Raw genomic sequence first — 25756 nt, 5'->3', positions numbered from 1 at the left:
CGTCCCTACCGCGAAAGTCGTCGAGCTACCGGCGAACCGACGCGAATGACCCCAAGCCGACATTCCGACGGCATCGGGCGCATGCTGTGGAATCGCATCCGGTCCTCACGCTCTACGCGCCGGCAGCGACGAGCTGCAGATGACACTTCACGACATCATCGACCAAAGTGCGTCGAGCCTTGGAGTGCAGGCTATCCCGCCACGCAAGAGGTGAACTGCATCAAGCCAGCCGGTCGAGCAGCGCCTTGGCGCCCCTCAGGACCGGAGTGTCGAAGCCTTCGGTGAACCAGCCATACACCAGCGCGAGAAGGTCATGAGCTTCCGTGCACTTGCCTTGATCGCGCCACAGGCGGGCGAGCCTCGTTGCAGCGCGCAGCCCAAACGTCCTCGCGCTCTGGCGCTCCGCCACAGCTAGTGCTCGATGATAATTCTGCTCCGCAGCGGCTTGGTCGCCTCGCGCATTCATAATGCCGCCTCGAAGTCGATGCAGCTCGACCTCACCGCACCGCTCGTGAGTCGCCTCGATCAGCTGCGCAGCCTCGACGAGGCAATTCTGCCCCTCCTGCAGATGCCCGACCTTGGCGTGAGCCTCGGCGAGAAAGCAGAGCGCGCGTGGCGTGTGCACAACGGCTCCGGCACCACGAAGCACCGAGAGCCCCCTCGCGAGCATCGCGAGGCCATCCTGCGCCTGTCCAAGTGCTGTCAATGAGCGACCATGCTCGAGCAGTCCGAGGCCCAACCAGAGCGGAAAACCGTGCTCGTTCGAGAGAGCCACCAGCTCCTCCGCGTGCCGCCGTGCGTCATGCGGCAAGCCGGCGGCCGCCTCCACCGCACACACCTTGCTCAACACAAAGGCCACTGTAAACGGATGGTCGAGCCCGCGGGCTTCCGACAACGCCTCGTCCACGCGCGCGCGTCCCTGATCGATGTGGCCCAGAAGCGCCAATGTCAACGCCAAGTGACCCAGGCTCGCTGCGTACGGATCGGCCACCGCTATGGCGGCGCAAATCGCGCGAGCGGCCGGATCTCTCAGGCCATCACACAGCTCGAGAAGGGCGCGCGATGTCACAAACTCCCCGCGAAAGTAGCAACTGGCGCCGTGGATATAGTGACCCAGCAGCAGAGCGACCTGATCTTTTCTAGTCTCGCCAAATTTCTCCATCTGCTCGGCAAGGGACACCGCCAGCTCGTGCTCGGCCCGAACCATATGGAAACCCCATTGGGAATAGAGCAGCGGAACGAGACGATCCGGCCGATCGAACCGCTCAGCGAGTGCTCGCGCCCTGACGAGGGTATCGCCCACCACCGGCGCCGAATACCCTCGAGCTGCCATCAGAGCACGCCCGAGGGCAATTTGCAGGTCGAGTTCGTGCTGCACGGGCCGGGACTCCTCAGGCATGTTCGCCAGCAATTCCAGCCCCTTCTGCAACTGCGCCACCGCTTCCGTCATCGCCGACCGCGCGACAGCTTGCTGACCGGACTTGAGCCGGTAGCCGACCGCCTTCCCGGTGAAGCCCGCCTCGGCGCAATGATGGGCCATGAGTTGCGGCTGAGCCGCCACGATGTCAGGGAATTGACTCTCCATCACCGTTGCAATGTGGGCATGGATCTGCTGGCGTCGACCGCGCAGCATGGTGCTATAGGCTGCGTCCTGCACCAGCGCGTGCTTGAAGGTGTACTCTGCATCGGGCAGGGTGCCCCGCTGGAAGACCAACTCGGCGCCTACGAGCTGCGCCAGGGCCCGGTCCACCTGTTGCTGCGGCATAGCCGCGACGGCGCTGATCAGCTCATGCGAGAACGACCGTCCGAGTGCCGCTCCGATCTGCGCCATCTCGCGCACCGGTGCCAAGCGATCGAGCCGTGCCAGGAGCGAGGCTTGGAGCGAGGTAGGGATGGCAAGCCGAGGCAAGGGCCCCCGCGCATCAAAGCGGTCGCCAGTGTCGGTCAGCATGCCGCTCTCGATGACCGTCTTGGTCAATTCCTCGATGAATAGCGGTATGCCATCGGTCCGATCGATTATCTGTTCGGCGATCTCGTGGGGCAACGCCTTGCCGCCGGTCACCCGCATGATCATCTCGGCGCGCTGTCGACGCGGCAGACGACCGAGGCTGATCAATGTTACGTGCGAGCGCCCGATCCAGGTCGGCGCGAATTCCGGCCGGAAGGTGATGACCAGCAAGGCCCGGAGGGTGGCCACCTGGTCGACGATGAGGTCCAACAGCTCGAGCGAGGTGGGGTCGATCCAGTGCACATCCTCGAACACCATCAGCACGGGCCGGCCTGCCGCCAGTCCCTCGAGTTGGGCTAGGAGGGCCCCGAACGTCTTCTCCTTGCGCTTCTGCGGGGTGAGATTAAGCGGTGGATAGCGACGGCCGATCTGCACGGACAACAGGTCTGCGATCAGAGGGACGGCCTCGCTGAGGTCAGCGTTTGCCTCTGCGAGCAATGCCTCGAGCTTGTCCAACCGCTGCTCGTCCGTATCGTCACGCCGAAATCCCGCTGCCCGCTCGAGCTGTGAGATGGTCGGGAAAAGCGCGCTGCCCTGGTGGTGCGGCGAGCAGAAACGGCGCAAGCGGATGTGTGGATCATCGCTCAGCCGCTCCGCCGCGGTCTCAGCGAGGCGCGATTTGCCGATACCGGGCTCACCCGATATCAGCACGACCGAGCCATTGCCGCGCTTTATCTGCTGCCAGCGGCACATCAGCAGCTCGATCTCCTCATCGCGGCCAAGCAGTGGCGTTCCGGCTACGCGCAGGGCCTCGAAGCGGCTATCGACCGCGCTCGCGCCCATGACTCGCCAGGCCGGCACGGGGTCGCTGAAGCCTGCGATGGACACGCTCCCGAGAGCGAGATACTCGAAGAGTCCCCCGACGAGGCGGCGGGTGCCGCCGTCGATGACCACCGTATCCGGTCCGGCCAGCGCCTGAAGCCGCGAGGCCAGATTGGGGGTCTCACCGACCACCTCATGCTGCTGCGACGCGCCCTCCCCAATGAGATCGCCGACGATCACCAACCCGGTGGCAATGCCAACTCGCACTCGCAATCTTGCCCCCGGACCGACATCGAGTCCTGCCACGGCCGCAACCAACGCCAGCCCGGCGCATACCGCGCGCTCAGCATCGTCTTCATCCGCCCGCGGATAGCCGAAATAAGCGAGAACGCCGTCACCCATGTATCTGGCAACGAACCCGCCAAATTTCTCGATCTGCTCGGCGCAGCAGCGATGGTACGCGCCCATGATTTCCTGCAAGTCCTCAGGGTCGAGCCTTGTCGAGAGCGCTGTCGAGCCAACAAGATCAGCGAACATGACCGTGAGATGACGTCTCGCGGCCGCGGTCCGAGGAGCAGGCGCGGGTCTCGGTCCGGCCTCATCGAGCTCCGCAATCGCGCGCAATATCTTCCTGCGATGGCCGAGCGAGACACCGATTTTTTCGAGGTCATGGTCGGTCAGATCGCGCAGAACGCTTGGGTCAATGTCGTTCTCGGCAAAGCGCTGCGCGTATTGACCGAGGCCAAGTCTTTCGAGCCACTCCGCAATCTGCTGCATTGGCTTCACCGGCATCTGGTTGACGGCTGGCCGAATTTTAGACCATGGCGAAGAAACGTTATCCCGATGTCTGCACTCGGCAAATTTCAGGCCTTGTGATGGACAGTCTGCACTCCGTAGACCGGCGTCGGGATGCTCTCGTAGCGCGCCTTCAACTGCAGGGAAAGGAATTGCGAGTAATGCCGCGACTGATGCAGATTGCCGCCGTGGAACCATAGTCCTTCCTGCTGCGTCGGCTTCCACATGTTGCGCTGTTCACCTTCCCATGGGCCGGGGTCCTTTGTAGTATTCGAGCCGAGGCCCCAGACCTTGCCGACTTGCTCGGCCATTTCCCGACTCACGAGATCGGCGACAAAGCCATTCATTGAGCTGTAGCCGGTGGCATAGACGATCACGTCCGCTGGCAATCCCTTGCCGTTGTCGAGCCTGACGCCGTTGGGCGTGATTTCCTCGACCTGTCCAGCGGACAGTTTGATTTTGCCGTCAATGATAAGCTGCGAAGCGCCGACGTCGATGTAATAGCCCGAGCCGCGGCGCAGATACTTCATGAATAGCCCGGAATCGTCGTCACCGAAGTCGAGCCTGAAGCCGGCCTTCTCCAGCCCGGCATAGAAGGCGGCGTCGTCCTGGCGGATCTTGTCGTAGACCGGCTTTTGAAACTGATTCAAGATCCGGTAGGGCAGTGAAGCGAAGATCAGATCGGCCTTTGCCGTGGTCATTCCGCTGCGGACGGCACGTTCGGAATAAAGATCACCGAGGGTCGCCATCAGCGAATCCGAGCGCACAATGTGCGTCGTCGAGCGCTGCACCATCGTTACGTCGATGCCGGCCTCGTACAGCGCAGCGCAGATGTCATGGGCCGAATTGTTCGAGCCGATCACCACCACCTTCTTGCCTTTGTAGCCGTCGGAGCCGGGATGGCGTGAGGAATGGTGTTGCTCGCCTTTGAAGTTTTCCATGCCCTTGATTTTCGGCATGTTCGGGTTGGCCGACATGCCGGTCGCGAACACAAGCTGCTTGGGCCGCAGCGTGATCTCCTTGCCATCCCGTTCAACGACGGCGGTCCATTCCTTCTTGGTGTCGTCCCAACTGGCGTGTTTGGCGGTAGTGTTCGTCCAGTAGTTCAGCTCCATGACCTTGGTGTACATTTCCAGCCAGTCGCCGATCTTGTCCTTAGGCGAGAACACAGGCCAGTTCTTGGGGAAATCGATATAAGGCAGATGATCGTACCAGACGGGGTCGTGCAGGCAGAGCGACTTGTAGCGGTTGCGCCAGGAATCGCCGGCGCGTGCGTTTTTTTCGGTGATGATCGTGGGCACTCCGAGCTGGCGCAGCCGCGCTCCGAGCGCAATGCCGCCCTGTCCGCCGCCGATGATAAGCACGTAGGGCTGGGTCTTGAAGCCGAGTTGCTCGACTTCCTCGTCACGCAGCTCCTTCCAGGTCTTGGAGCCAGGATTGACGCCGTGCCTGGCGCCGAGCGGTCGGCTGAAGCCAGCCTTTTCCTCATGGCCCTTGAGTTCGGCCATCGTCGTCAAGAGCGTCCAAATCTGGCCGTTCTGCAGTCGGATGAGTCCATATCCGCGCGCGACCTCGGTCTCGAATGAGATCCAAGACTCGGTCACGCCGTCAGCCTCGGTTGGCGTTTCACCCTCGGCGATTTTCCAGTTGCGCGGCTTCGCATGCGCGAGGCAATGCGCAAGCATGTCGCGGATCTGATCGCGGCCTTCCATGGTCTTGATGTTCCAGGTGAAGGCAACAAGGTCGCGCCAGTAGCATTCCGGAGCGAACATTTCCACGGCGGTGTCGAGATCGCCCGCCGCAAGCGCGGCTTCAAACTTGTCGAGGAAAACCTGGGCGCGCGCGCTAAGCGTGGTGTCGAGCATCACTTCCTCCCGGATGTCGTTTGCAATTTTTCTGCGCAGGCAGCGTAACCTTACCCCAAATATTGCGGGAATCCAGACTGGCGCGGCAGGGTTCCCGGTGGGCTTCAGCGCCTCTCAGCGCTCGCCTCCAACACCGCTCTGCCCACCGACGAGTGGTACAATTAGAGTTCTATTCGCTGCGGTGCGCGAGGCCGGAATTGGCCCTCAGCCGAAGAGCGCTCAACCCGTCGCGATGTCGGTTGTCCGCCGTAAACCGGACGCCGATCAGCACTTGGCTCGACCGCCGCTTTTGACCCGCAGTCTGATTGCGACTGGCCGCTTCTGCCCGTGGCCGGCCCCATGTGCCAGCGACCCGCAGCGAGAACTTCTCGTCGTATGCGGGATCGCTTTCGATGGCGCTTTCGCGTGAACTGACCGGCCTATTCGGCCAGTTCGCGCATGACTTTGATCAGATCCGACTTGCCCTCGAAGCCGATGCCCGGAATGTCCGGCATGACGATGTGGCCGTCCTGAACCCGGACAGAATCCGGGAATCCCCCGTAGGGCTGGAAGAGGTCGGGGTAGCTCTCGTTGCCGCCGAGCCCCAGGCCGGCGGCGATGTTCAACGACATCTGGTGACCGCCGTGCGGTATGCAGCGCGACGGTGACCAGCCGTGTTGGGCCAGGACGTCCAATGTCCGGAGATATTCGACGAGACCGTAGGACAAAGCACAGTCGAACTGCAGCCAATCGCGGTCCGGACGCATGCCGCCGTAGCGGAGCAGGTTGCGGGCGTCCTGGTGCGAGAACAGGTTCTCGCCCGTGGCCATCGGGCCGGGATAGAATTCCGCGACGGCGGCCTGGAGGGCGTAGTCGAGCGGATCGCCGATCTCCTCATACCAGAACAGCGGGTACTCGCGCAGCATCTTGGCGTAGGCGATGCCGGTCTCGAGATCGAAGCGACCGTTGGCATCAACGGCGAGCTTGGCCTGCGATCCGATCTCCTTGAGCACGGCCTCGATGCGGCCGCGGTCCTCGTCGATCGACGCGCCGCCGATCTTCATCTTCACGACGTTGTAGCCGCGGTTCAGGTAGCCGCGCATTTCCGCCTGCAGCGCGGAGTTGTCCTTGCCGGGATAGTAGTAGCCGCCGGCAGCGTAGACGAAGACCCGCGGGTTGGCCTCCTTGCCCTTGATTTCCGCAAGTAGGCGGAACAGCGGCTTGCCGGCAATCTTTGCGGTCGCATCCCAGATCGCCATGTCGAGCGTTCCGACGGCGACCGAGCGCTCGCCGTGACCGCCGGGCTTCTCGTTCGACATCATCTTCGTCCAGATGCGGTGCGGATCGAGATTGGTACCATCGTCGTTCAGCAGGCTCACAGGTTCGGCTTCGAGGATGCGGTCGCGAAAGCGCTCCCGGATCAGCCCGCCCTGACCGTAGCGGCCGTTCGAATTGAAGCCGTAGCCGACCACCCGCCGCCCGTCGCGGACGACGTCGGTCACGACGGCGACAAGGCTGGAAGTCATCTTCGAAAAGTCGATGTAGGCATTCCGGATCGGTGACGAGATTGGCTTGGTCGTCTCGACGACGTCTACGATACGCACGGCGTTCTCCTTCTGTGGTTGGTGATGTCTTCGGTTAGGGATCGGTCGCCAGAACTTCGGTCTCAGCCGTGGCGGGCTTGTCGTGGCGTAGCCTCACGGCTTCCATCGCCTGCTTCCGATCGAAGGCGCCGTCCCACTTGGCGATCGCGATCGTCGCGATCCCGTTGCCGATAAGATTGGTCACGGCGCGGGCTTCGTTCATGAAGCGGTCGACGCCGAGCAAAAGAACGAGGCCGGCGACGGGAACGGTGTGGATTGACGATAGGGTTGCGGCGAGCGTCACGAAGCCAGCGCCGGCAACGCCTGCGGATCCCTTCGACGTCAGAAGAAGCACGCCCAGCAATACGATCTGGTCGCCGAGAGAAAGCTCCGTGTTCGTCGCCTGAGCGACGAAGATGGCGGCCATCGAAAGGTAAATGGACGTTCCGTCGGCATTGAACGTGTAGCCGGTGGGCAGCACCATGCCGACGACGGTCTTGTCGCAACCGAGCCGTTCGAGCTTGACCAGCATCTGCGGCATCACCGCTTCCGTCGAGCAGGTGCCCAGGACGATGAGGATCTCGTCCTTGAAGTAGCGGAAGAACTGCGGCAGCGGAAAACCGGCCCACGTCGCGATGCCGCCGAGCACCACCACGACGAAGAGGATCGTCGTAACGTAGACGCCGAGCATCAGGTAGCCGAGTGACCAGAGCGTCGCGATCCCGTACTTTCCGATCGTGAAGGCGACCCCGGCTCCAGCGCCCAACGGGGCGAGGCGCATGACCATGGCCACGACCCGGAACAGGGCGTGCAGCAGGATCTCGATGACGTTCACCAACGGCTTGCCGTAGTCGCCGAGTTGGACCATGGCGATGCCGATCAGCACCGAAACCAGGATGACCTGCAGCATCATTCCCTTGGCGAAGGCATCGACGATCGTCGTCGGGATGATGTCGAGCAGGAACTGCACGAAGCCGTGGTTGCCGTCGGCGGCCTTCACGTAGGCCGAGATCGAACCCGCATCGATGTGGCTGGCGTCGATGTTCATGCCGGCACCGGGCTTGATCACGTTGACTACCACCAGGCCGATTACAAGGGCCAAGGTCGAGACCACCTCGAAGTAGATCAGCGACTTGACGCCAATTCGGCCGACCTCCTTGATGTCGCTCATCTTGGCTATGCCGACAACGACCGTACCGAAAATGATCGGCGACAGCAGCATCTTGATCAGTTTGATGAAGCCGTCGGCGAGCGGCTGAAGGCTGGTTCCGACCTGGGGCCAGAGATAACCGAGCAGGCCGCCCAGCAGGATAGCAAGAAGGACCTGCACGTAGAGCTCGCTCAAGTGCGAAATTTTCACTGTTTTCTCCCTGAGGACATACGCCTATGCTGGGCCTTGGTGGGCCTCTGTCGCTGTTTGGGAAGGGCCACTCCGTCTCCGGGACGACTTCCGTGCTGCTGTGGCGTTGTGTAGCTTGGGGCGATCCGTAGGCTTCGGCCGGAGAGAACGCCAATGCTGTTGCCGAGATTAGTTATGCCCTTTAGGCATCACCGATGGATCTGATCTGGTTCGAGGATTATCTGGCTCTCTCCGAGACCTTGAACTTCTCCAAAGCGGCCGAAGCCCGTCACGTCACCCAGCCGGCCTTCAGCCGACGGATCCGGGCATTGGAGGAATGGGTGGGGGCGCCGCTATTCGTTCGAACGACACACAGCGTGACGCTCACGCGCGCCGGCGAGCATTTCCATACCCAGGCCGAAATTCTGACCCGGGCGCTGCATCAGTTGCGCCGCGAAACCCTCGAAGTGGCCGGACGGGGCGCGGGGCCGCTGTCGATCGCCGCAACGCACGTATTGTCGTTCACGTTCTTTCCAAAGTGGGTCCGGAGCAGCGAGAAAATTCTCGCCTTGGGCAATCTCAATCTCATCTCGGACAGCATGTTAGCGTGCGAGCGGATGATGCTCCGGGGCGACGTATCGTTCCTGTTGTGCCACTATCATCGCAGCATGGGCAGCCGGCTCGACACCAGGCAGTTCAAGAGCATCGTCGTGGGTACCGACACGCTCGTTCTCCTCAGCGCCGCTGACGGCGACCGAAAGTCGCGGTGGTCGCTGCAAAACGACGAGACCGTCCCCTACCTGACCTACAGCCCGCAGTCGGGGCTGGGCCGCATCGTCGCGAGTCAATTGGTGAAGCGGGACTTGAAGAAGATTTTCACGTCGCATCTCGCCGCGACGCTGCTCTCGATGGTCAGGTCCGGAGACGGTGTCGCCTGGCTTCCTCGAACGCTGGCGGAAGACGACATCGCGGCGGGTTCGCTCGTCGAGGCCGGGGACGCCAAGTCCTCGGTCCCGATCGAGATACGGCTCTTCCGCCCGGCAGCACGACAGGGGCAAGAAGTTGAAGCTCTGTGGTCGGCATTCGAAGCTATAGAGGTCGGCTGAAGAAAGCACTTGCCGGCCACGCGTACCTCTACCAACCTCGAGGCGCCCCGCGATAAGCCCATTGACCCGGTACGAACATCGGGTCGCAGCGTCTGAGGTCAATTGGCTGCCCCGCCCCAATTAGGGGATGAGCGTCGCCGGCATTGGTCCCGTTGGCAGCAGGCTAAACTGCTGCTGCTGCCCCCTTACCATCACCAAGAGCGCCAGTATGATTGCAACGACTGCCAAGAGTCTGGCCATCTAATTCTGGTCAAAACATGCAGGCTGAGGAAATCAGCACTGTGAACATGTCGACGTCAAACTCGTGCTCCAAGCTCATTCCGAACCGCCCAAGCCACTCGTCCTGAGCCAGATAGGCCGACTTCTCTCGCGCTCTCGGGCATTCAAACGTGAGCTTGCCGAGATTCTGGAGGTGATGGACCATTTCGTGGACCAGGATCGATTGGTCGGCTGGTGAGGTTCCAGTCCAGTCATCCGGGAGCAGGATCGTTTTTGACTTGTCGTTGTAGAGGGCGACGACCTGACGCTGCCCTGGTTGATTTAGCTCGTCGTGGTTCGTGAGACCTTCCGAAAGGGCACCATCTCCGGCCCGCATGGTCGCAAGCTTCATCCTCGACGCAAATTCGACGGCGGGACGTTCTTTGATGGCAGGCAGATCGAAATTCGAGGAGAGCCAAGTCACAATTTCTTCCAGCAAGCCTTCCGCAGTTCGCGTTGCGTCGGCCCGCAGTAGAACCGAAGGCGACTCGGGAACCGCACTGGGCTCTAACCCATCATCACGACAATAGGCTTTGGGTGAAACCGCTAGCGTTAGAGAGGCCGTGACTACGAGCAAAATAAATTGTCTGAACATGAAAACCTCCTCAGAGGCTGTTCGAAACAGAAATTTTCTTCAAAAGAATCAGCCAGCAATTGAATTGCTGGAACATAGCATTCCCTTCGGCAGATCTTTGTGAACTGCCTCTCGCTTAGCGCTTTTTCGAATAGATCACTGATTGGTCATCGAATTCATCAGTCGGAAGCTTGCCGGCGCCGGCTGTGAGTTCTCCGATTGACATCGCGTTGGCGGACGCTGCGGGACGATCGGCAGAGGACGAGTATGACTTAATGGTGACTGCGGTGGTGGCGGCAGCAAGGAGGGCGACCGCCACAAATCCGGAAATCCTTCGATGCTTCGTCATGGGAAACCTCCGTTCCCCAACCCCACTGAGGTGGGTCCCGGAAATCCCGCAAAGGTTCAATTGGATGATGAATCGATAAGGGGCAGAAGTGCTGCACTTCCGGCGCCAGATTTTCGTCTTGCTCAGAACTTGGGCGCCACTCGGAGACGACCAGTTGGCCGACGTCGTTGGGAAGATAAATGGACTTATGGATTTTTCTCATATCGGCGAGGCCATTCCGGTTAGATGCTCTTCGTATCACGACGCGATAGCTTCAGAGCACACCCGGCCCAGCTCTCGTGTCCCGGACGCAGCGCGGCGTCCGACGGTGCGCTGCAGAGCCGGGACCTGCCTTTGCGTCGTACTGTGTTGCTACGGAGCCGGAGAGGCGAGCGGCTTTCCCTTCTCGACAACGTAAGTCGCAATGACCTTCGCGCCGTTCGGACCAACCTTGGCATCGTGAATAGCACCGGGTGGAATCTGGGGCCCTCACGAAAGAGCCTCCCAAGATCATCATTCTGCACATGGGATTTCCGAACCGCACACCGATCCATCTGCTGCTCGAGACGCTTAGCGCTTGGCTACGAAAAAGACCGTGCGGCGAGGATTGATCTTTTGGAAAGAGAAGGGGACGCCAAACGGTTGAACGCACTTGCTGGCAGGTGATGATCCTGGGCCTCGCCTTTCATGAGCCGCCCGGTCGGCAGCTTCCTCGGCGCCTACGGAGGCGAGTTGATCTAGGACGCACTCGGCTCCTACACCATGGCGTGGCGTATCGGCGCGGCCGGCGGCATCATCCAGATTGCGTTCGCGCTGATCCGGCCGTCGCAGCCGCCGGTGCTGAAGGCGGCGTAGGCGGGTGTGTTCGCATCGCGGTAAGCTATGACTTTACAGCGGCCATCGCGCTGCTTGGTCGTAATCGGCCGCTTGTGTGGCCCCTAGCAGACCAAGTCAACTCGGGGGCTGTTTCGGCCCAGAGCAATCTCTGATGAAGGCTATGTGGCTGCGAGCCTGCGCCACGTTGGCCACCACGGCTTGCGGCTATCGAAAACGCCGTTGTCGCTGCAATCGGCGACGCATCGCCGAGACACCTGTGACTTTTGAACGTCTGCCGGCTTTTCGTTCCTCGGCTTGCTCAACCCGGCTGCGAAGGTTCTGAAGCTCTGCCAGCTGAGTTCTTAGGAACCAAACGCGTTCATGCAGAACCACAATGCGGATGTGCCCCTGACCACGCCCACTCATCAGCGCCCCTTACTGTGACTATTTAAAAACAACCGTCGGGCCGAAAGACATAAAATCATCCATCAGGTTAAATTAATTGTAGATTAGGTTCATGAAAAAGCTGTGAAATACCTCACTCTCACCGAAAAGACCGAAAAAACGCATCCTTGGGCGGTTTAGTCGCTTGTAAGCTTGGCATCAAGCGCCCCGGATTAACCACGCGATCCGGTTTAATTTTAATGAGACAATAATGCTGCTTGTTAGCGTACGCCGCGCAGATCAACGTGCAGATATTGCCGTTTTCCGAGCGTCGGCGGGATCGGAAAACTGACTCCGTAGAGGTGCAATCGCGATCGCTGAGATCGTTCGAGCCGAAGTTACCTCTTCATTTGGAGAATCTGGCCATGGTCGTCAGATCGGGCCGGACTCCAATTTCGTGTTCTACGGGGACGCAGGCGGAAGCTTGTTCGCTCATGCTCGCGGTGGCAATGACAGCTTCACTGCGACCGGACTTGAGTACAACAATTATCTCTATGGTGATGCCGGAGGCGACATGGCCGGCTATGCGGCCGGCGGCAACGATACGTTCGTTGTGAAAGGGATTAATCCGTTCAATTTCGTTTTTGGCGACGCCGGGGGTAACATCTCCGCTTCCGCCGCTGGCGGGAACGACACGTTCAATGACTTCAGCGACGCAACACTCCCCGACCGAAACGTCTTTTCCGGCGATGCCGGCGGGAACATGTCCGGTTCGGCGTATGGAGGGGACGACACGTTCAACAAGACCAGCTTAGGGGGAAGTACGTTCTATGGCGACGTCGCGGGCAATATGTCTGATCGCGCGCACGGCGGCGATGACACATTCCAGGCCTCAGGCGCGCAAGACCAAAATGTCTTCTACGGCGATGCCGGCGGCAACATGGGTGATCAGGCCGTTGGCGGCAATGACACTTATATCGGCGGCAACGTATTTTCTCATCTCGTCAATCAGGCGTATGGGGATGCGTCGACCATTTCGGGCGACGCGCACGCCGGCAATGACACGCTGGTCGGCGGCAATGATCCGAATCCACATCCGGCAGGCAGCTACGAGACCATTCTCATCGGCGATGCCCAGTCCATGTCCGACGACGCACGCGGCGGCAACGACACCCTGGTTAGCGGCACCGGCAACGATGACATCTGGGGTGATGCCCAGGTCATGCTTGGCCTGGCGAACGGAGGAAACGACACGTTCGCGTTCAATTTCGACAACGGCCACGACAAAGTCGAGGATTTCGGGCAAGGGCTCTCGAATCTGGGAATCGATCACATCGATGTCTCTGCGCTCGGTATCGAGAACTTCAGTGATCTGAGTATCTCATCGTTTGATTTTGCCACGCACGAGAGCACGATCACGTTCGGTCCGGACAACGACGTAGTCGTGCATAGCGAGCAAGCACTCAGGCCTGAGGATTTTATTTTCGCGCCACATCAGTACGATTTGTTGACCTGAGCCGATACTCAAGATTGCCCGCACACTGGACATACGTTTGCAATCTCGTGCGCTACTTGCAGCGCCGCGTTGCAATCGTCAGCCGAACGGAAGGTATCGCCGGAATCGACCAGTTTGAGTGGCTGTCTGCCTGATGAGCGATCGTGAGCAGGCGCTAGCTGGCACTACCTCGGAACACCTTCGCAAATGTTTCGAGTTCATTCACGTTCAGATCTGAAATCGCGACATACGATCGCTCACGGTCCGACCATCTGATCATGTTGAAGCCATTCTCCGCCCGCCAATCGAATGGCAGGTCGAGCTGATCACGCCCAGAGAGTTCGGTCAGACTGATCACGTGCTCGCGTCTGCGATATACCAGGGTCGACAACGGAGTCCTGCCGACGACATCAACGCGTCCGCCGATAAGTTCGAAGCCTTGAGCAGCAAGATCGACGACCCGTGGCGATTGGGTGATCCGACCGTTGAACCAGGGCTTGACCCTATGCTGGTCCGAAGAAGCAACATCCGTGGGCTGTGCTGCCATCAGCGAGCGGAGGTGGGCGTCAAAGAGCTCGGCTACCACGATCTCCTGTGGCGCGGTCGTGCGGAGTGCAATTCCAGTCAGGGTGCTTGACAGGGCAGCCACGACCAAGATCGATGCCGCGATCTTGGCCCAATTGGGCATTCGTTGTCTCGTCTCGAGCGCAAAGGTGGCCTCGATCCGCGATCGCAGCCGCGGCGGAATCGGCTCCGGCGGGAATTTCTCGGCCAGAACTTTCTTCAAGGCGGCGATTTCATCTGCGAGCTTCCGCAAGTCGGGGTCGGCTGCGATCTTGCGCTCGACTGCAAGCGCGGCCATGACGTCAAGTTCCCCGTCGAGATAGGCGTGAATGAGATGTACATCATGATCGTCGGAGAGTGGCATCAGCAACTCTCCTGCTTCATTCGTACAATCAGCTTGTGGCGGGCTCGCGCAAGCCTCGACATCACCGTACCGACCGGGCTACCGGTGATGCCAGCGATTTCGCGATATTCGAGTCCCTGGATATCCCGCAAGACCAGTACTTCCCTGAATTCGGCCGGCAAGGCCGCGATGGAGGCCTCAAGCTTCGCCGCATCGGCGGCGGCAATTAGCGCTGCTTCCGGCGATCCTGCCGCATCCACTTCGTTTCCCCGCTCGACAGTGAAGCGATCGCTCTCGTTCAGCTCGTCAAGGCCGACCAAAGCCGCGGCCTTTTTTTCCCTAAGCAAGGTGAAAGCGGTATTCCTCACTATCGTCAGCAGCCAAGCGCGTGCATTCGGTCCCGAGAACCGCGGCAATGCGCGAAACGCCCTAATGCACGCCTCCTGCACGACGTCCTCGGCGTCTGCACGGTCGTGCATGAGCCAGCGCGCAAACGCATGCGCATCGGCCAGATAGGGCGCAACGACAACCGCGAATTTCCTCCTGTCGTCGTTAGGGTTCAACCTCGTCCCCTGTCTAATGAACTCAAATATGGAACCAAATATTCCCGGTCATCGGAAAAAAGGTGGACGCCTGCTGCCAGCGTCCTCCAAAGAACAAGCAGCCTCGCAACGCGGTGCATCAGTCGCAGCGGCAGCCAACCTCATCCAAATGGACCTTTTCGCTGCAATTGAGGCGCCGCGATGAGATCTTGCCATCCCACCGCTCGATGGCTCCTGCTGGACAATGTACAGCGCCAGTCCGCTTGCCGGGATCGAGGCGTAGCGCGAACGGATTACCTGTCGCTGGAATCCAACGGGAGGAATAGACTCGAAAACGTCGCCGTTTATTCCAATCGACGAAGAAAAAAGATTTCTGGTAGCCACCGGGAATTTTTTCGCATCGGGCCAAGTTAACTGAACATCGGTACAGTCGGGCAATTCGAGCATTCGCTCAAAGGAACGCCAATGGCGGCGGTCAGTGGAATCGCGCGAGTTGAGAAGGACGTGCCGTTGTGGTTCGGCCCACAACCCTCTGATCCCGACATACATCAGCTCGACATTGGGCAGCTTCCGTCGGTGCAGGCATTTTTGTCCAGGCTCGATGCAGAGACCCGTTGCCGCCGGTTTGGAGCGCCGCTCTCGGACGCGGCGCTCGATCTGCAGGCGATCACCGCGCTCGAAAACGCTGAGCTCATGCTCGGAATCTTCTCTGAACAGGGGCTTCGCGGGATGCTGGAGCTTTATCGGAAGGGCGGCTCGAGTGTGATGGAGCTTCTGATCGTGGTCGAGGGAGCATCTCGTCGGCGTGGAATGGGTCGGCGCCTGTTGAATGCGTCGATGCGTCAAGCCTTGGATATGGATGCCCGAAGCGTTGATCTTATCTACACGAGCGACAACTGGCCGATGCGAAGACTCGCGCAAAGGGCGGGAGCCAGGATCGATCTTGCTTTTGGCACGTTCCGTGCCCGGATCGATCTTGCGCAGAAGCCAATCATCACAAGACATTTGAGAATACCCATTGCCGATGATTTGCCGGAAATCGAAGGGCAGCGCGGGAGGCAAATTTAGCTCCTTCGCTTTCCGGAGCCATATGAGCTGGTTCACAGAAGAGCGAACCAGATACTCAGGTATTGGAGTGCAGAAATGACTTTGGCAGATTACTCGTTTGGCGCATTCGCATTTTTGAACACAGCAAGGCTATTGGGGTATTTTCCCCAGATCGTGCGTGTTCATCGCGACAACAACGGCGCCGAGGCTGTTTCAGTCTTTACCTGGCTACTGTTCTCCGCCGCAAACATTGCGACTGTGAGCTACGCGATGATCGTCTCGCATGATGCCGCGATGGCGACCATTTTCGCGCTCAACACGCTCGGATGTCTGACCATTGTTGGTCTGACGATATGGAGGCGAGCAGGCATCCGCAGGACGGGGGCTGATGATGGAGCGTCATATGATCGAATATCTGGAGCCTCATCGGAGAAAATACCTCGAGGAGCTAAGTCTCGAGGACCGCAAACTGTGGCGCAGATGGCAGATTGGCTGGTCTTTAGTCTACTCCGCCGTTCTGCTCGTTCTCATCGGCGTAGGGTATCTTGGACCCAAGGACACCGAGATCGCGCAATCTAGCTCGCCAGGACAGCAGGCGCAGATCGCGCGATTTAGCGGATCGAAATGAGTTCGCGCGCCGACCCGTAACCAGCGTTCCGTGCGAACCCACTTCTCCGCACTTATTGCCACGCGACCATTGTTATTGTGCCAACAGGGAGTAATTGACATGACGATTATCGATCGAATCCAAAACACTTCCTACGGTCCAACGGCTCGCAACTACGATGGCTTGATCCTCCTCGGATACGCAGCGTTCGCTGTGCTTGCGCTCGCCGCGGTTTATTTCGCCGCAGCAGGTCCAGGTGTGGCCGGCGGCGATCTTGTGGTGGCGGACGTCATGCCATGACTTGAATGGTCGAGCTCTTAGCCGATTGATTGCGGAATTTTGCCGGGAAGGTCGAGCACGCGATTCTGAAGCAGGAGGGCAGCTGTGCGCAGCAGCGCCATAGCGTGTCGAAGACGCGCGTGTTGGCGCGCAGCGCGTCCCGGACACGAGCGTGCAAACGAGAACGGGGCCCGCAAGGGCCCCGCAAAAGTCTTCAGCGTTCCGCGATCTTACTTGATCTTCTTACTTGATCTTGGCTTCGCGGAATTCGACGTGCTTGCGCGCCACGGGATCGTACTTCTTCTTGACCAGCTTGTCGGTCATGGTGCGCGAATTCTTCTTGGCGACGTAGTAGAAGCCGGTGTCAGCCGAGGACACGAGCTTGACCTTGATGGTGACCGCTTTGGCCATGTTCTGAACCTCGAGAAATAGGGGAATCTGGAGCCGGCCAAACGGCCCGCGTTGGCCGGCAACCTAGCCAGAAACCGCCTGATGTCAAGGTTTCAGGCCCGCAAAACCGCTCAAATCGGCCCGATCAGGCCTCGAAGAAGCGGTTTTTCGGCCGCGGCAGGCCCAGATTCTCGCGCAAAGTGGCCCCTTCATACTCCTTGCGGAAAATCCCTCGGCGCTGGAGCTCCGGGACCACCTTGTCGACGAAATCGTCGAGGCCGGCGGGGACGAACGGGAACATGATGTTGAATCCGTCGGAGCCGCGCCCGACCAGCCATTCCTCCATCTGGTCGGCTATGGTCTTGGCGGTGCCGACAAAAGACAGTCCACCATAGCCGCCGACGCGCTGGGCGAGCTGGCGCACCGTGAGCTTGTCGCGCGCGGCGAGATCCACCATGCGCTGGCGGCCGCTCTTGCTGGCGTTGGTCTCGGGGATTTCGGGGAGCGGACCATCCGGATCGAAGCCGGAGGCATCGGTGCCGAGAATGACGGACAGCGAGGCGATGGCGCTGTCGTAATGCACGCGGCTGTCGAGCAGCGCGCGCTTCTCCCTGGCCTCATCGACGCTGTCGCCGACCACGACGAAGGCCCCGGGCAGGATCTTGAGGTGTTCGGGATCGCGCCCGACCTTCTCCATGCGGCCCTTGATGTCGGCGTAGAGCTTCTGGCCGTCGGCAAGACTGCCACCGCCGGTGAACACGGCTTCCGCGGTCTCCGCCGCAAGCTGCCTGCCGTCCTCGGACGCGCCGGCCTGCACGATCACGGGCCAGCCTTGCACCGGCCGGGCGATGTTGAGGGGACCGCGCACTTTGAAGTATTTGCCCTGGTGGTCGAGCACGTGCATTTTCGACGGCTCAAAGAAAAGACCGCTTTCGACATCGCGCACGAAGGCGTCATCGGCAAAGGAATCCCAGAGGCCGGTGACGACGTCGTAGAATTCGCGGGCGCGCTTGTAGCGCTCGGCATGCTCCATGTGATCGTCGAGGCCGAAATTCAGCGCCGCATCCGGGTTCGAGGTGGTGACGATGTTCCAGCCCGCACGCCCGCCGCTGAGATGGTCGAGCGAGGCGAAGCGCCGTGCGACGTGATAGGGCTCGTCGAACGTGGTCGAGCCCGTCGCGATCAGGCCGATCCGCTCGGTGACGGCCGAGAGCGCCGACAGCAGCGTGAACGGCTCGAACGACGTCACCGTGTGGCTGCGCTTGAGCGCGTTGACCGGCATGTTCAGCACGGCGAGATGATCGGCCATGAAGAAGGCGTCGAACTTGCCGGCCTCGAGCTTCTGGATCAGCTGCTTGATGTGACTGATGTTGAAATTGGCATCGGGCCAGGCCCCCGGATAGCGCCAGGCGCCGGTGTGGATGCTGATCGGGCGCATGAACGCGCCAAGCTTGAGTTGCCGTTGTGCCATCGACCGGTGTCCGTTCTGGGTGTCGTTCAAGAGGACATAGGAACGAGCCGGTACTTCGCCATCGGGAGAGGCGGGAAGATTATTTTGTTTTTGGAAGAGCGTTCAGCATAAGCCTGTCATTCCAGCCTCGCGCTACGCGCGCCCCGGAATGACGGCAGGGCTATCGCATATGGCTTTTTGGGCCGGCCTGAGCGCCCGCCCCGTCCTTCGAGACGACCGCTCCGCGGTCTCCTCAGGATGAGGCTAAGCGGCATCGGCGCCCGTTGAAACGGCTACCGCGGACTCCATCCTCATCCTGAGGGCCCGCCCCAAAGGCGGGCGTCTCGAAGGATCGGCCACAATGAGATGAGCCCATACGCGATCGCCCTGACGGCGAGAGCCGGATCAGCTCAAAATATCCTTCTGCATCTTGCCGCCGTAGAAATGGAAGAACGGCACCGGCGCGTCGTGGCGGAGCGGGCCGGTGGCAAGGCGGGTGTCGAGCTCGTTGAGCACGTTGCGCGTCATCGGATGCAGATCGGCGAGCGGCTTCGAGCCGAGCTCGACCCAGACCAGCTCGACCAGCTCCGCATCCGCATGGATCACGCCGTCGACCCGGTGTGTGATCGCGGAGGCATCCGCGGTGAAGAAGCGGGTATCGAACCGCTTGACGCGGCCGGGCGGCGTGATGGCGCGCGCGATCAGGAACAGGCCGGATGGGTCGGGCAACAGGCCCGCATCGGCGAACGGCTTCCAGGGGCCGTCGAGCTTCGGCGCCTTTCCCTCGATCCTGCGCCCCAGGCAAAGCCCGGTCTCCTCGCAGGCCTCGCGGATCGCGGCAATGGCGAGCGATTTTGCGCGCGAGGCCGGCGTCTTCGGGCTGCCCTTGGCAAGGTTGGCTTCCAGCTCGGCCGTGATCGGCGCCGCACAGGGCACGCGATAGTCGGCCTTGTCGACGCGGCCGCCGGGGAAGACGAATTTACCGGGCATGAACACCACCTTGTCGTGGCGCTTGCCGACCAGCACTCTTGGAACGGCACCGCTGCGATCGACCAGGATCAGCGTCGCGGCATCCTTGGGGCGGAAATAGGGATGGTGGTCGGCTTCCTTCGCCTCGTGGACCTTTGCCTTCTCCGCCTGTGCGATATCCGTCATTTCCTCACCCAAACCGCTTTTGCTTTTCTGCTCACACCGGCGGAATACCATCCGGAGGATTGTCGTCAAAGCCGTGCATGCGCAGAGCCCATTGCAATCCGACCACAGCGCCCTTGACCGGCTGCAGCAGTGCGAGCGAGGCGACGAAGGTGAAAGGCAAATAGGCCGCAAAGCTGAGCCACACCGGCGTCGTGTAATTGGTCTCGATCCAGAGGATGCTCGGCACCACGATGTGGCCGACGATGACGATCACAAGATAAGCCGGCAAATCGTCTGCGCGATGCGGCGTGAAGTCGAGGCTGCAGACCGAGCAATGGTCGGCCGTCTTCAGGAAAGCGCGGAACAGCTTGCCCTGGCCACAGCGCGGACAGCGGCCGAAAAAGCCGTGCCTCATCGCAGCCCAGAGGTCGCGCTTCTCGACAAGACCAGTCTCGCGCGTCCAGATCTTCGGGACCGTGTTCATCGCACCCACGCTTTCTACCAGGCCTTGCCCTTTGCGCCCTTGCTCTTGCTTTTGCCCTTCTTCGCCTTGCCGGATTTCTTCTCCGGCTTGCGCTTGTTTGGGCTGCGTCCAGGATGCGCCTTGAACGAGGGGCGGCGTTGCGGACCGGATTGCCTGCGGTCGCGCGGCGCGGTCTCGCCGGACGACGACAGTAGCTCGAAGCGCAGCGCGCCCGCAACCGGCGCAGCTTCTATCAGACGCACGTCGACCACGTCGCCCAGCCGGTGCATGGTGCCGCTGCGCGTGCCAACAAGCGCGTGGCGGCCCTCGTCATAGTTGAAATATTCCGTGCCGAGGGACCTGATCGGGATCAGGCCATCGGCCCCGGTCTCGGCCAGCTTAACGAACAGGCCGGCGCGCGTGACGCCGGAGACGCGGCCCTGGAAGCTGGCGCCGATGCGGTCGGCCAGATGATGGGCGATCAGCCGGTCGACGGTTTCGCGCTCGGCCTTCATGGCGCGCCGTTCGGTTACCGAGATATGGGCCGCGACTTCGCTCAAGGTTTCCGGCGTCTCGCTGTCGGGCAGCGCGCCTTCGCCGAGCCCGAGCGCACGGACCAGCGCGCGGTGCACGATGAGGTCGGCATAGCGGCGGATCGGTGAGGTGAAATGCGCGTAGCGGCGCAGGTTCAGGCCGAAATGACCGTAATTCTCGGCGGAATATTCCGCCTGCGCCTGGGCGCGCAGCACGACTTCGCTCACCAGCGGGAAGTGGTCGTGGCCTTCGAGCTGCGCCAGCACGCGGTTGAACAGAGCGGGGCGCAGCGCGCCGCTCTTGGCGAAGGGAACGTCGAGCGTCTGCAGGAACTCTGCGAGCGCGTGGACCTTTTCCAGTGTCGGCTCGTCGTGCACGCGGTAGATCAGCGGCAGCGACTTTTTCTCCAGCATCTCGGCTGCGGCGACGTTGGCGAGGATCATGAACTCCTCGATCAGCTTGTGCGCATCCAGCCGCTCCGGAACGATGACGCGATCGACCGTGCCGTCACTCTTCAAGAGGATCTTGCGTTCGGGCAGATCGAGATTGAGCGGATCGCGTTCGTCGCGGGCGCGTTTGACGCAGGCATAGGCGGCATAGAGCGGCCTCAGGATCGGGTCGAGCAGGGGCCCCGTGGTGTCGTCCGGCCGGCCGTCGATTGCGGCCTGCGCCTGCGCGTAGTTCAGCTTGGCCGCCGAGCGCATCAGGATGCGGTGGAAGCGGTGCGAGCGCTTGCGCCCGTCAGGGCCGATCACCATCCGCACTGCGAGTGCGCCGCGCGGCTCGCCGGGCACCAGTGAGCAGAGATTGTTGGAGATGCGTTCGGGGAGCATCGGCACGACGCGGTCGGGGAAATAGACCGAGTTGCCGCGATCGAGCGCGTCGCGGTCGAGTGTCGTGCCCGGCCGCACGTAGAAGCTGACGTCGGCAATGGCGACGTCGACGATGAAGCCGCCCTTGTTGTTCGGATCCGGATCTGGCTGTGCGTGCACCGCGTCGTCATGATCCTTGGCATCGGGCGGATCGATGGTGACGAGCGGCACATCGCGCCAATCCTCGCGCCCCCTAAGGTTGGCCGGCTCCGCGGCTTCCGCCTCGCGCTCGGCTGCGGGCGAGAATTGCAGCGGGATGTCGTGGGCGTAGATCGCGATCAGGCTGATCGCCTTCTCCGACTTGACCGAGCCGAGCTTCTCTTTCACCCGGCCCGAGGCGAGGCCAAAGCCGCGCGAGCGGACGATGTCGATGCTGACGAGGTCGCCGTCCTGCGCGCCCTGCGCGTCGGCCTTGGCGATGTTCAACTCGCGGTCGGCGAACTTCTTGTCGACGGGGACGAGCCGGCCGCCGCCTTCGGGCAGCTCGCGGAACACGCCGAGGATGCGGCTCTTGGCCTTGTCGATGACCTTGATGATGCGGCCGCGATAGGCCGGACCTTCGGTCTCCTCCGACCGCTCAACGAGCAATAGCGCGCGGTCGCCGACGCCGGCCGCCGTGCCGGGCTTCGGCCGGCGCGGCATCTCGATGATGATTTTGGGTGGCTCGCCGTTTTCGACCTCGTCCCACTCGGCGGGAGAGGCGATCAGCTCGCCGTCCGCATCGCGGCCGGTGATGTCGGCGAGCAGCGTCGGCGGCAGGCTGTCGGGCTCTGAAATCTTGTGGCGCTTCTTCTTGACGACGCCGTCATCGGCGAGTTCGCGCAGCATGCGCCTGAGCTCGGCGCGATCGGCGTTTTTCAGGCCGAACTCGCGCGCGATCTCGCGGGTGCCGACGTTTCCGTGGTTTGCCTTGATGAAGGCGACGATGGCGTTCCGATCAGGAAAGCCATGGTCATTGTTGCGTTTCACTTAACCTCTATTTCGTGCCGGCACTCTTCTTGGCCGGAGCTTTGGCTGCGGACGCCTTGGTCGGCGACGTCTTGACTGCGGAAGTCTTGGCCGTCGACGGCACGGCGGCGCGCGCCTTGCTGGTTGATTCAGTTTTCGACTTGGCCGCGGCTTTCTTCGCGGCCGGTTTCTTCGGTTTTGGCGCGGCGCCATCGCCCTCGGCAGCCTTCTTGGCCTTGGCCGGTTTCGCTGCCTTCTTCGCCTTGACCTTGCCGCCGCCCTTGGCCGCGCGCTCGTCGATCAGTGCGATCGCCTGCGGCAGCGTGATTGCGTCCTTCTCGATGTCGCTTGGAATCGTCGCGTTGACGCCGCCCGCGGTGACGTAGGGGCCGTAGCGGCCGCCCTTCACGGTGACGGTGCCGAGCGCCGGGTGATCGCCGATGGCCTTGCCCGGGTCGGCGCCGAAGCGGCGGCTCGGGCCCTTGGCAACCTTCTCGGCAATCAGCGTCACCGCGCGATTGAGGCCGACGTCGAAGACCTCATCGCCGGCCTCAAGGCTGGCGTAGGTCTTCTCGTGCTTCACGAACGGGCCAAAGCGGCCGAGACCGGCCGTGATCGGCTCACCGGATTCCGGATGCTTGCCGATCTCGCGCGGCAGCGACAGCAGCTTGAGCGCGAGCTCGAGGTCGACATCGCCGGGCGAGGTGCCCTTCGGGATGCCGGCGCGCTTCGGCTTCTCGCCTTCCGCATAATCCTTCGGCTCACCGAGCTGGATGTAGGGGCCGAATCGGCCCGCCTTGACCGAGACGTCGAAGCCGGTGTCGGGATCCTGGCCGAGCGAACGGTCGGCGCTGGCCTCGCCATCGGCGGCGAGCTGGCGGGTGTAGCGGCATTCCGGATAGTTCGAGCAGCCGACGAAGGCGCCGAACTTGCCGGCCTTCAGGTTGAGCCGGCCGCTACCGCAGCTCGGGCACTGCCGGATATCGCCGCCATCGGTGCGGGGCGGATAGATGTGCTGTCCGAGCAGGTCGTCGAGCACGTCCAGCACCTGCGCGACGCGCAGATCCTTGATCTCGTCGACGGCGCCGATGAAGCCGATCCAGAAATCCTTCAGCACCTGCTGCCAGGAGATCTCGTTGTTGGAGATGCGGTCGAGCTGCTCTTCCAGATTGGCGGTGAAATCGTATTCGACGTAGCGGCTGAAGAAGCTTTCGAGGAACGCGACCACGACGCGGCCCTTGTCCTCGCCGTGCAGGCGCTTCTTCTCCAGCTTGACGTAGCCGCGGTCTTTCAGGACCTGGAGGATCGAGGCATAGGTCGAGGGCCGGCCGATGCCGAGCTCTTCCATGCGCTTGACCAGCGAGGCTTCCGAGAAGCGCGGCGGCGGCTCGGTGAAATGCTGGGTGACGGCAAGCGACTGCCGCTTCAGCGCGTCGCCTCCGCTCATCGCGGGCAGGCGGCGGGAATCCTCGTCCTCCTCGTCGTCGCGGCCTTCCTGGTAGAGCGCCAGAAAACCGTCGAACTTGACGACCTGGCCGGTGGCGCGCAGCTCCAGCGTCCGGCCGCCGGCCTTCGCCGTGATGTCGACCGTGGTACGCTCGAGCTCGGCCGATTCCATCTGGCTGGCGATGGTGCGCTTCCAGATCAGCTCGTAGAGTCTCGCCTGATCGGCATCGAGCTTGCGGCTCATGCTGTCGGGGCGGCGGGACATGTCGGTCGGGCGGATCGCCTCGTGCGCTTCCTGGGCGTTCTTGGCCTTGGCCTGGTACTGGCGCGGCGCGTCCGGGACATAGGCGTTGCCGTAATCCTCGCCGATCACCTTGCGTGCCTGGGTGATCGCGGACGGATCGATCTGCACGCCGTCGGTACGCATATAAGTAATGAGTCCGGTGGTCTCGCCGCCGATGTCGATGCCCTCATAAAGCCGCTGCGCGATCCGCATCGTGTGCGCCGGCGCAAAGCCGTATTTGCGGCTGGCTTCCTGCTGCAGCGTCGAGGTGGTGAAGGGGGCCTGCGGATTGCGCCGGGCGGGTTTTGCATCGACCGCGGTCACCGCGTAGGCGGCGGCCTCCAGCGCCTTCTTGAATGCCTCGGCTTCGGCGCCGGTGCCGATATCGAGACGCTGGATCTTCTTGCCGTCGGCGCCGACCAGGCGCGCCTCGAAGGCGTCGCCGCGCGGGGTGAGCAGGGTGGCGATCAGCGACCAATATTCGCGTGCAACGAACTTCTCGATCTCCAGCTCGCGGTCGCAGACCAGCCGCAGCGCCACCGACTGCACGCGGCCCGCCGAACGGGCGCCCGGCAGCTTGCGCCACAGCACGGGGGAGAGGGTAAAGCCGACCAGATAGTCCAACGCGCGGCGCGCCATGTAGGCATCGACCAGCGCGCCGTCGATCTGGCGCGGATGCTTCATGGCGTCCGTGACGGCCTGCTTGGTGATGGCGTTGAACACCACGCGCTCGATCTTGTGGTCTTTCAGCGCGCGCTTCTCTTTCAGCACCTCCAGCACGTGCCAGGAGATGGCCTCGCCCTCGCGATCGGGGTCGGTTGCCAGAATCAGGCGGTCGGCGCCCTTCAGGGACTTGGCGATATCGTTCAGCCGGCCGGCGGCTTTGGGGTCGATCTCCCAGATCATCTTGAAATTAGCGTCGGGATCGACAGATCCGTTCTTTGCGGGCAAGTCGCGGACATGGCCGAATGAGGCCAGAACCTCGTAGGACGAGCCCAAATATTTGTTGATCGTCTTGGCTTTCGCCGGCGACTCCACAATGACGATATTCATGTAGTTCCAGTAACTTATGGGGAAATTATGGGCCGAATTCGAGAGGATTCGGGTCGGCCGTTTCGACCCGAACATGGGTGGTGAGACCCTCGCTGTCAAATCGAGGGGTGTTGAAAGGCGCCGGAATGGGAAAAATTTCATATCGAGAAAGTTGCAAAATACCACCTTTGAGTTGCGGTCAATGCCGGCGTAGAGTTCCTGCGGGCATGGATTCGGGTGGGGTCTGGTGACTAAGCCGGTACGGAAACGAGCGCGCGAAACTTCGGGCGGGCAGGGACGCTCGCGTCCCGAGGAACCGGGAGAAGGCGGCGAGGAGGAGGCGGTCACCTTCATCGCCGAGCAGGTCGGGGCGTTGCGCAAGCTCGCCGAGCGCCACAAGCTCGATGTGCTGCATTATCTCCTGGGCATGACCAAGCTGGAGGCCGACGAGCATCTAAGGCTGCGAAGCAAGCGCAAGCTGTCGTGAGGGATGAGAAACGCAGCTTCAACCTCGTCATTGCGAGTTGGGA

General features: G+C 61.7%; 20 protein-coding genes and 1 pseudogene. 7 read left to right on the top strand and 14 right to left on the bottom strand.

Annotated features, from left to right (window positions below):
* Positions 1 to 220: 220 nt before the first annotated feature.
* The 4 genes from FXV83_RS31370 to dctA all read right to left on the bottom strand — a co-directional run bounded on the left by FXV83_RS31370 (position 221) and on the right by dctA (position 8352).
* Positions 221 to 3547 (bottom strand): adenylate/guanylate cyclase domain-containing protein, encoded by a 3327-nt coding sequence (locus FXV83_RS31370; RefSeq protein ID WP_235940340.1) that lies wholly within the window; start codon positions 3545 to 3547, stop codon positions 221 to 223.
* 86 nt (positions 3548 to 3633) lie between these two features.
* Entirely contained in the window at positions 3634 to 5430 is a 1797-nt protein-coding gene (locus FXV83_RS31365; protein ID WP_187436292.1) for an NAD(P)/FAD-dependent oxidoreductase, read from the bottom strand.
* 419 nt (positions 5431 to 5849) lie between these two features.
* On the bottom strand, positions 5850 to 7013 hold the full coding sequence (locus FXV83_RS31360) for a mandelate racemase/muconate lactonizing enzyme family protein (RefSeq protein ID WP_148743450.1): 1164 nt from the start codon (positions 7011 to 7013) through the stop codon (positions 5850 to 5852).
* 34 nt (positions 7014 to 7047) lie between these two features.
* The gene (gene dctA / locus FXV83_RS31355; RefSeq protein WP_283811737.1) at positions 7048 to 8352 is read right to left on the bottom strand and encodes a C4-dicarboxylate transporter DctA; all 1305 of its coding nucleotides are present in this window, start codon (positions 8350 to 8352) and stop codon (positions 7048 to 7050) included.
* Between the two features lie 194 nt (positions 8353 to 8546).
* Here dctA and FXV83_RS31350 point away from each other — a divergent pair, with 194 nt between their 5' ends.
* Positions 8547 to 9437, top strand: a complete 891-nt coding sequence (locus FXV83_RS31350; protein WP_148743449.1) for a LysR family transcriptional regulator — start codon at positions 8547 to 8549, stop codon at positions 9435 to 9437.
* 250 nt (positions 9438 to 9687) lie between these two features.
* Here the strand turns inward: FXV83_RS31350 and FXV83_RS31345 are convergent, their stop codons facing one another.
* Together FXV83_RS31345 and FXV83_RS31340 are read right to left on the bottom strand one after the other, a co-directional pair.
* A complete protein-coding gene (locus FXV83_RS31345) occupies positions 9688 to 10290 on the bottom strand; it encodes a DUF6647 family protein (RefSeq protein WP_187436291.1) in 603 nt (200 codons plus the stop codon).
* A 115-nt stretch (positions 10291 to 10405) separates the two neighbouring features.
* Positions 10406 to 10618, bottom strand: a complete 213-nt coding sequence (locus FXV83_RS31340) for a hypothetical protein (RefSeq protein ID WP_148743448.1) — start codon at positions 10616 to 10618, stop codon at positions 10406 to 10408.
* Between the two features lie 635 nt (positions 10619 to 11253).
* On the opposite strand from FXV83_RS31340, the pseudogene FXV83_RS45215 reads away from it, so the two are divergent.
* Both FXV83_RS45215 and FXV83_RS31325 read left to right on the top strand, forming a co-directional pair.
* Positions 11254 to 11452 (top strand): annotated as a pseudogene (locus FXV83_RS45215) (MFS transporter); the annotation flags it as partial.
* Between the two features lie 802 nt (positions 11453 to 12254).
* Positions 12255 to 13313 carry a calcium-binding protein gene (locus FXV83_RS31325; RefSeq protein ID WP_148743447.1) on the top strand — a complete coding sequence of 353 codons (1059 nt, stop codon included), beginning with the start codon at positions 12255 to 12257 and terminating at the stop codon, positions 13311 to 13313.
* Positions 13314 to 13467: 154 nt separating this feature from the next.
* On the opposite strand, the gene FXV83_RS31320 is transcribed toward FXV83_RS31325, so the two are convergent.
* Positions 13468 to 14220, bottom strand: coding sequence for an anti-sigma factor family protein (locus FXV83_RS31320; protein WP_148743446.1), 753 nt, complete (start codon positions 14218 to 14220; stop codon positions 13468 to 13470).
* Entirely contained in the window at positions 14220 to 14762 is a 543-nt protein-coding gene (locus tag FXV83_RS31315) for a sigma-70 family RNA polymerase sigma factor (RefSeq protein WP_148743445.1), read from the bottom strand. Before FXV83_RS31315 ends, FXV83_RS31320 begins: the two co-directional genes overlap by 1 nt.
* A 444-nt stretch (positions 14763 to 15206) precedes the next feature.
* On the opposite strand from FXV83_RS31315, the gene FXV83_RS31310 reads away from it, so the two are divergent.
* From FXV83_RS31310 to FXV83_RS31300, 3 genes are all read left to right on the top strand, one after another.
* On the top strand, positions 15207 to 15809 hold the full coding sequence (locus FXV83_RS31310; RefSeq protein ID WP_148743444.1) for a GNAT family N-acetyltransferase: 603 nt from the start codon (positions 15207 to 15209) through the stop codon (positions 15807 to 15809).
* 382 nt (positions 15810 to 16191) lie between these two features.
* Positions 16192 to 16416, top strand: coding sequence for a hypothetical protein (locus FXV83_RS31305; RefSeq protein ID WP_148743443.1), 225 nt, complete (start codon positions 16192 to 16194; stop codon positions 16414 to 16416).
* Positions 16417 to 16515: 99 nt separating this feature from the next.
* Complete coding sequence (locus FXV83_RS31300) at positions 16516 to 16695, top strand: hypothetical protein (RefSeq protein WP_148743442.1); 180 nt, start codon at positions 16516 to 16518, stop codon at positions 16693 to 16695.
* A 222-nt stretch (positions 16696 to 16917) separates the two neighbouring features.
* Here the strand turns inward: FXV83_RS31300 and rpmG are convergent, their stop codons facing one another.
* The 6 genes from rpmG to topA all read right to left on the bottom strand — a co-directional run bounded on the left by rpmG (position 16918) and on the right by topA (position 25247).
* Positions 16918 to 17085, bottom strand: a complete 168-nt coding sequence (gene rpmG, locus FXV83_RS31295; protein WP_007603295.1) for a 50S ribosomal protein L33 — start codon at positions 17083 to 17085, stop codon at positions 16918 to 16920.
* 124 nt (positions 17086 to 17209) lie between these two features.
* Entirely contained in the window at positions 17210 to 18535 is a 1326-nt protein-coding gene (locus tag FXV83_RS31290) for an LLM class flavin-dependent oxidoreductase (RefSeq protein ID WP_148743441.1), read from the bottom strand.
* A 384-nt stretch (positions 18536 to 18919) separates the two neighbouring features.
* On the bottom strand, positions 18920 to 19669 hold the full coding sequence (locus FXV83_RS31285) for an NUDIX hydrolase (protein WP_148743440.1): 750 nt from the start codon (positions 19667 to 19669) through the stop codon (positions 18920 to 18922).
* Between the two features lie 31 nt (positions 19670 to 19700).
* A complete protein-coding gene (locus FXV83_RS31280) occupies positions 19701 to 20132 on the bottom strand; it encodes a DUF983 domain-containing protein (protein ID WP_430648960.1) in 432 nt (143 codons plus the stop codon).
* Positions 20133 to 20146: 14 nt separating this feature from the next.
* Entirely contained in the window at positions 20147 to 22486 is a 2340-nt protein-coding gene (gene rnr, locus FXV83_RS31275; protein ID WP_148743438.1) for a ribonuclease R, read from the bottom strand.
* A 7-nt stretch (positions 22487 to 22493) separates the two neighbouring features.
* Positions 22494 to 25247, bottom strand: a complete 2754-nt coding sequence (gene topA, locus FXV83_RS31270) for a type I DNA topoisomerase (RefSeq protein WP_148743437.1) — start codon at positions 25245 to 25247, stop codon at positions 22494 to 22496.
* Between the two features lie 226 nt (positions 25248 to 25473).
* Between topA and FXV83_RS31265 the strand changes: the two genes are divergently transcribed.
* Positions 25474 to 25713 (top strand): hypothetical protein, encoded by a 240-nt coding sequence (locus FXV83_RS31265; RefSeq protein WP_148743436.1) that lies wholly within the window; start codon positions 25474 to 25476, stop codon positions 25711 to 25713.
* The last annotated feature ends 43 nt before the right edge of the window (positions 25714 to 25756 follow it).

The sequence above is a fragment of the Bradyrhizobium hipponense genome (genome assembly GCF_008123965.1).
Taxonomy (GTDB): Bacteria; Pseudomonadota; Alphaproteobacteria; order Rhizobiales; family Xanthobacteraceae; genus Bradyrhizobium; species Bradyrhizobium hipponense.
Note: the sequence above shows the minus strand (reverse complement) of the source record. Positions and strands in the feature narration are given on the sequence as shown.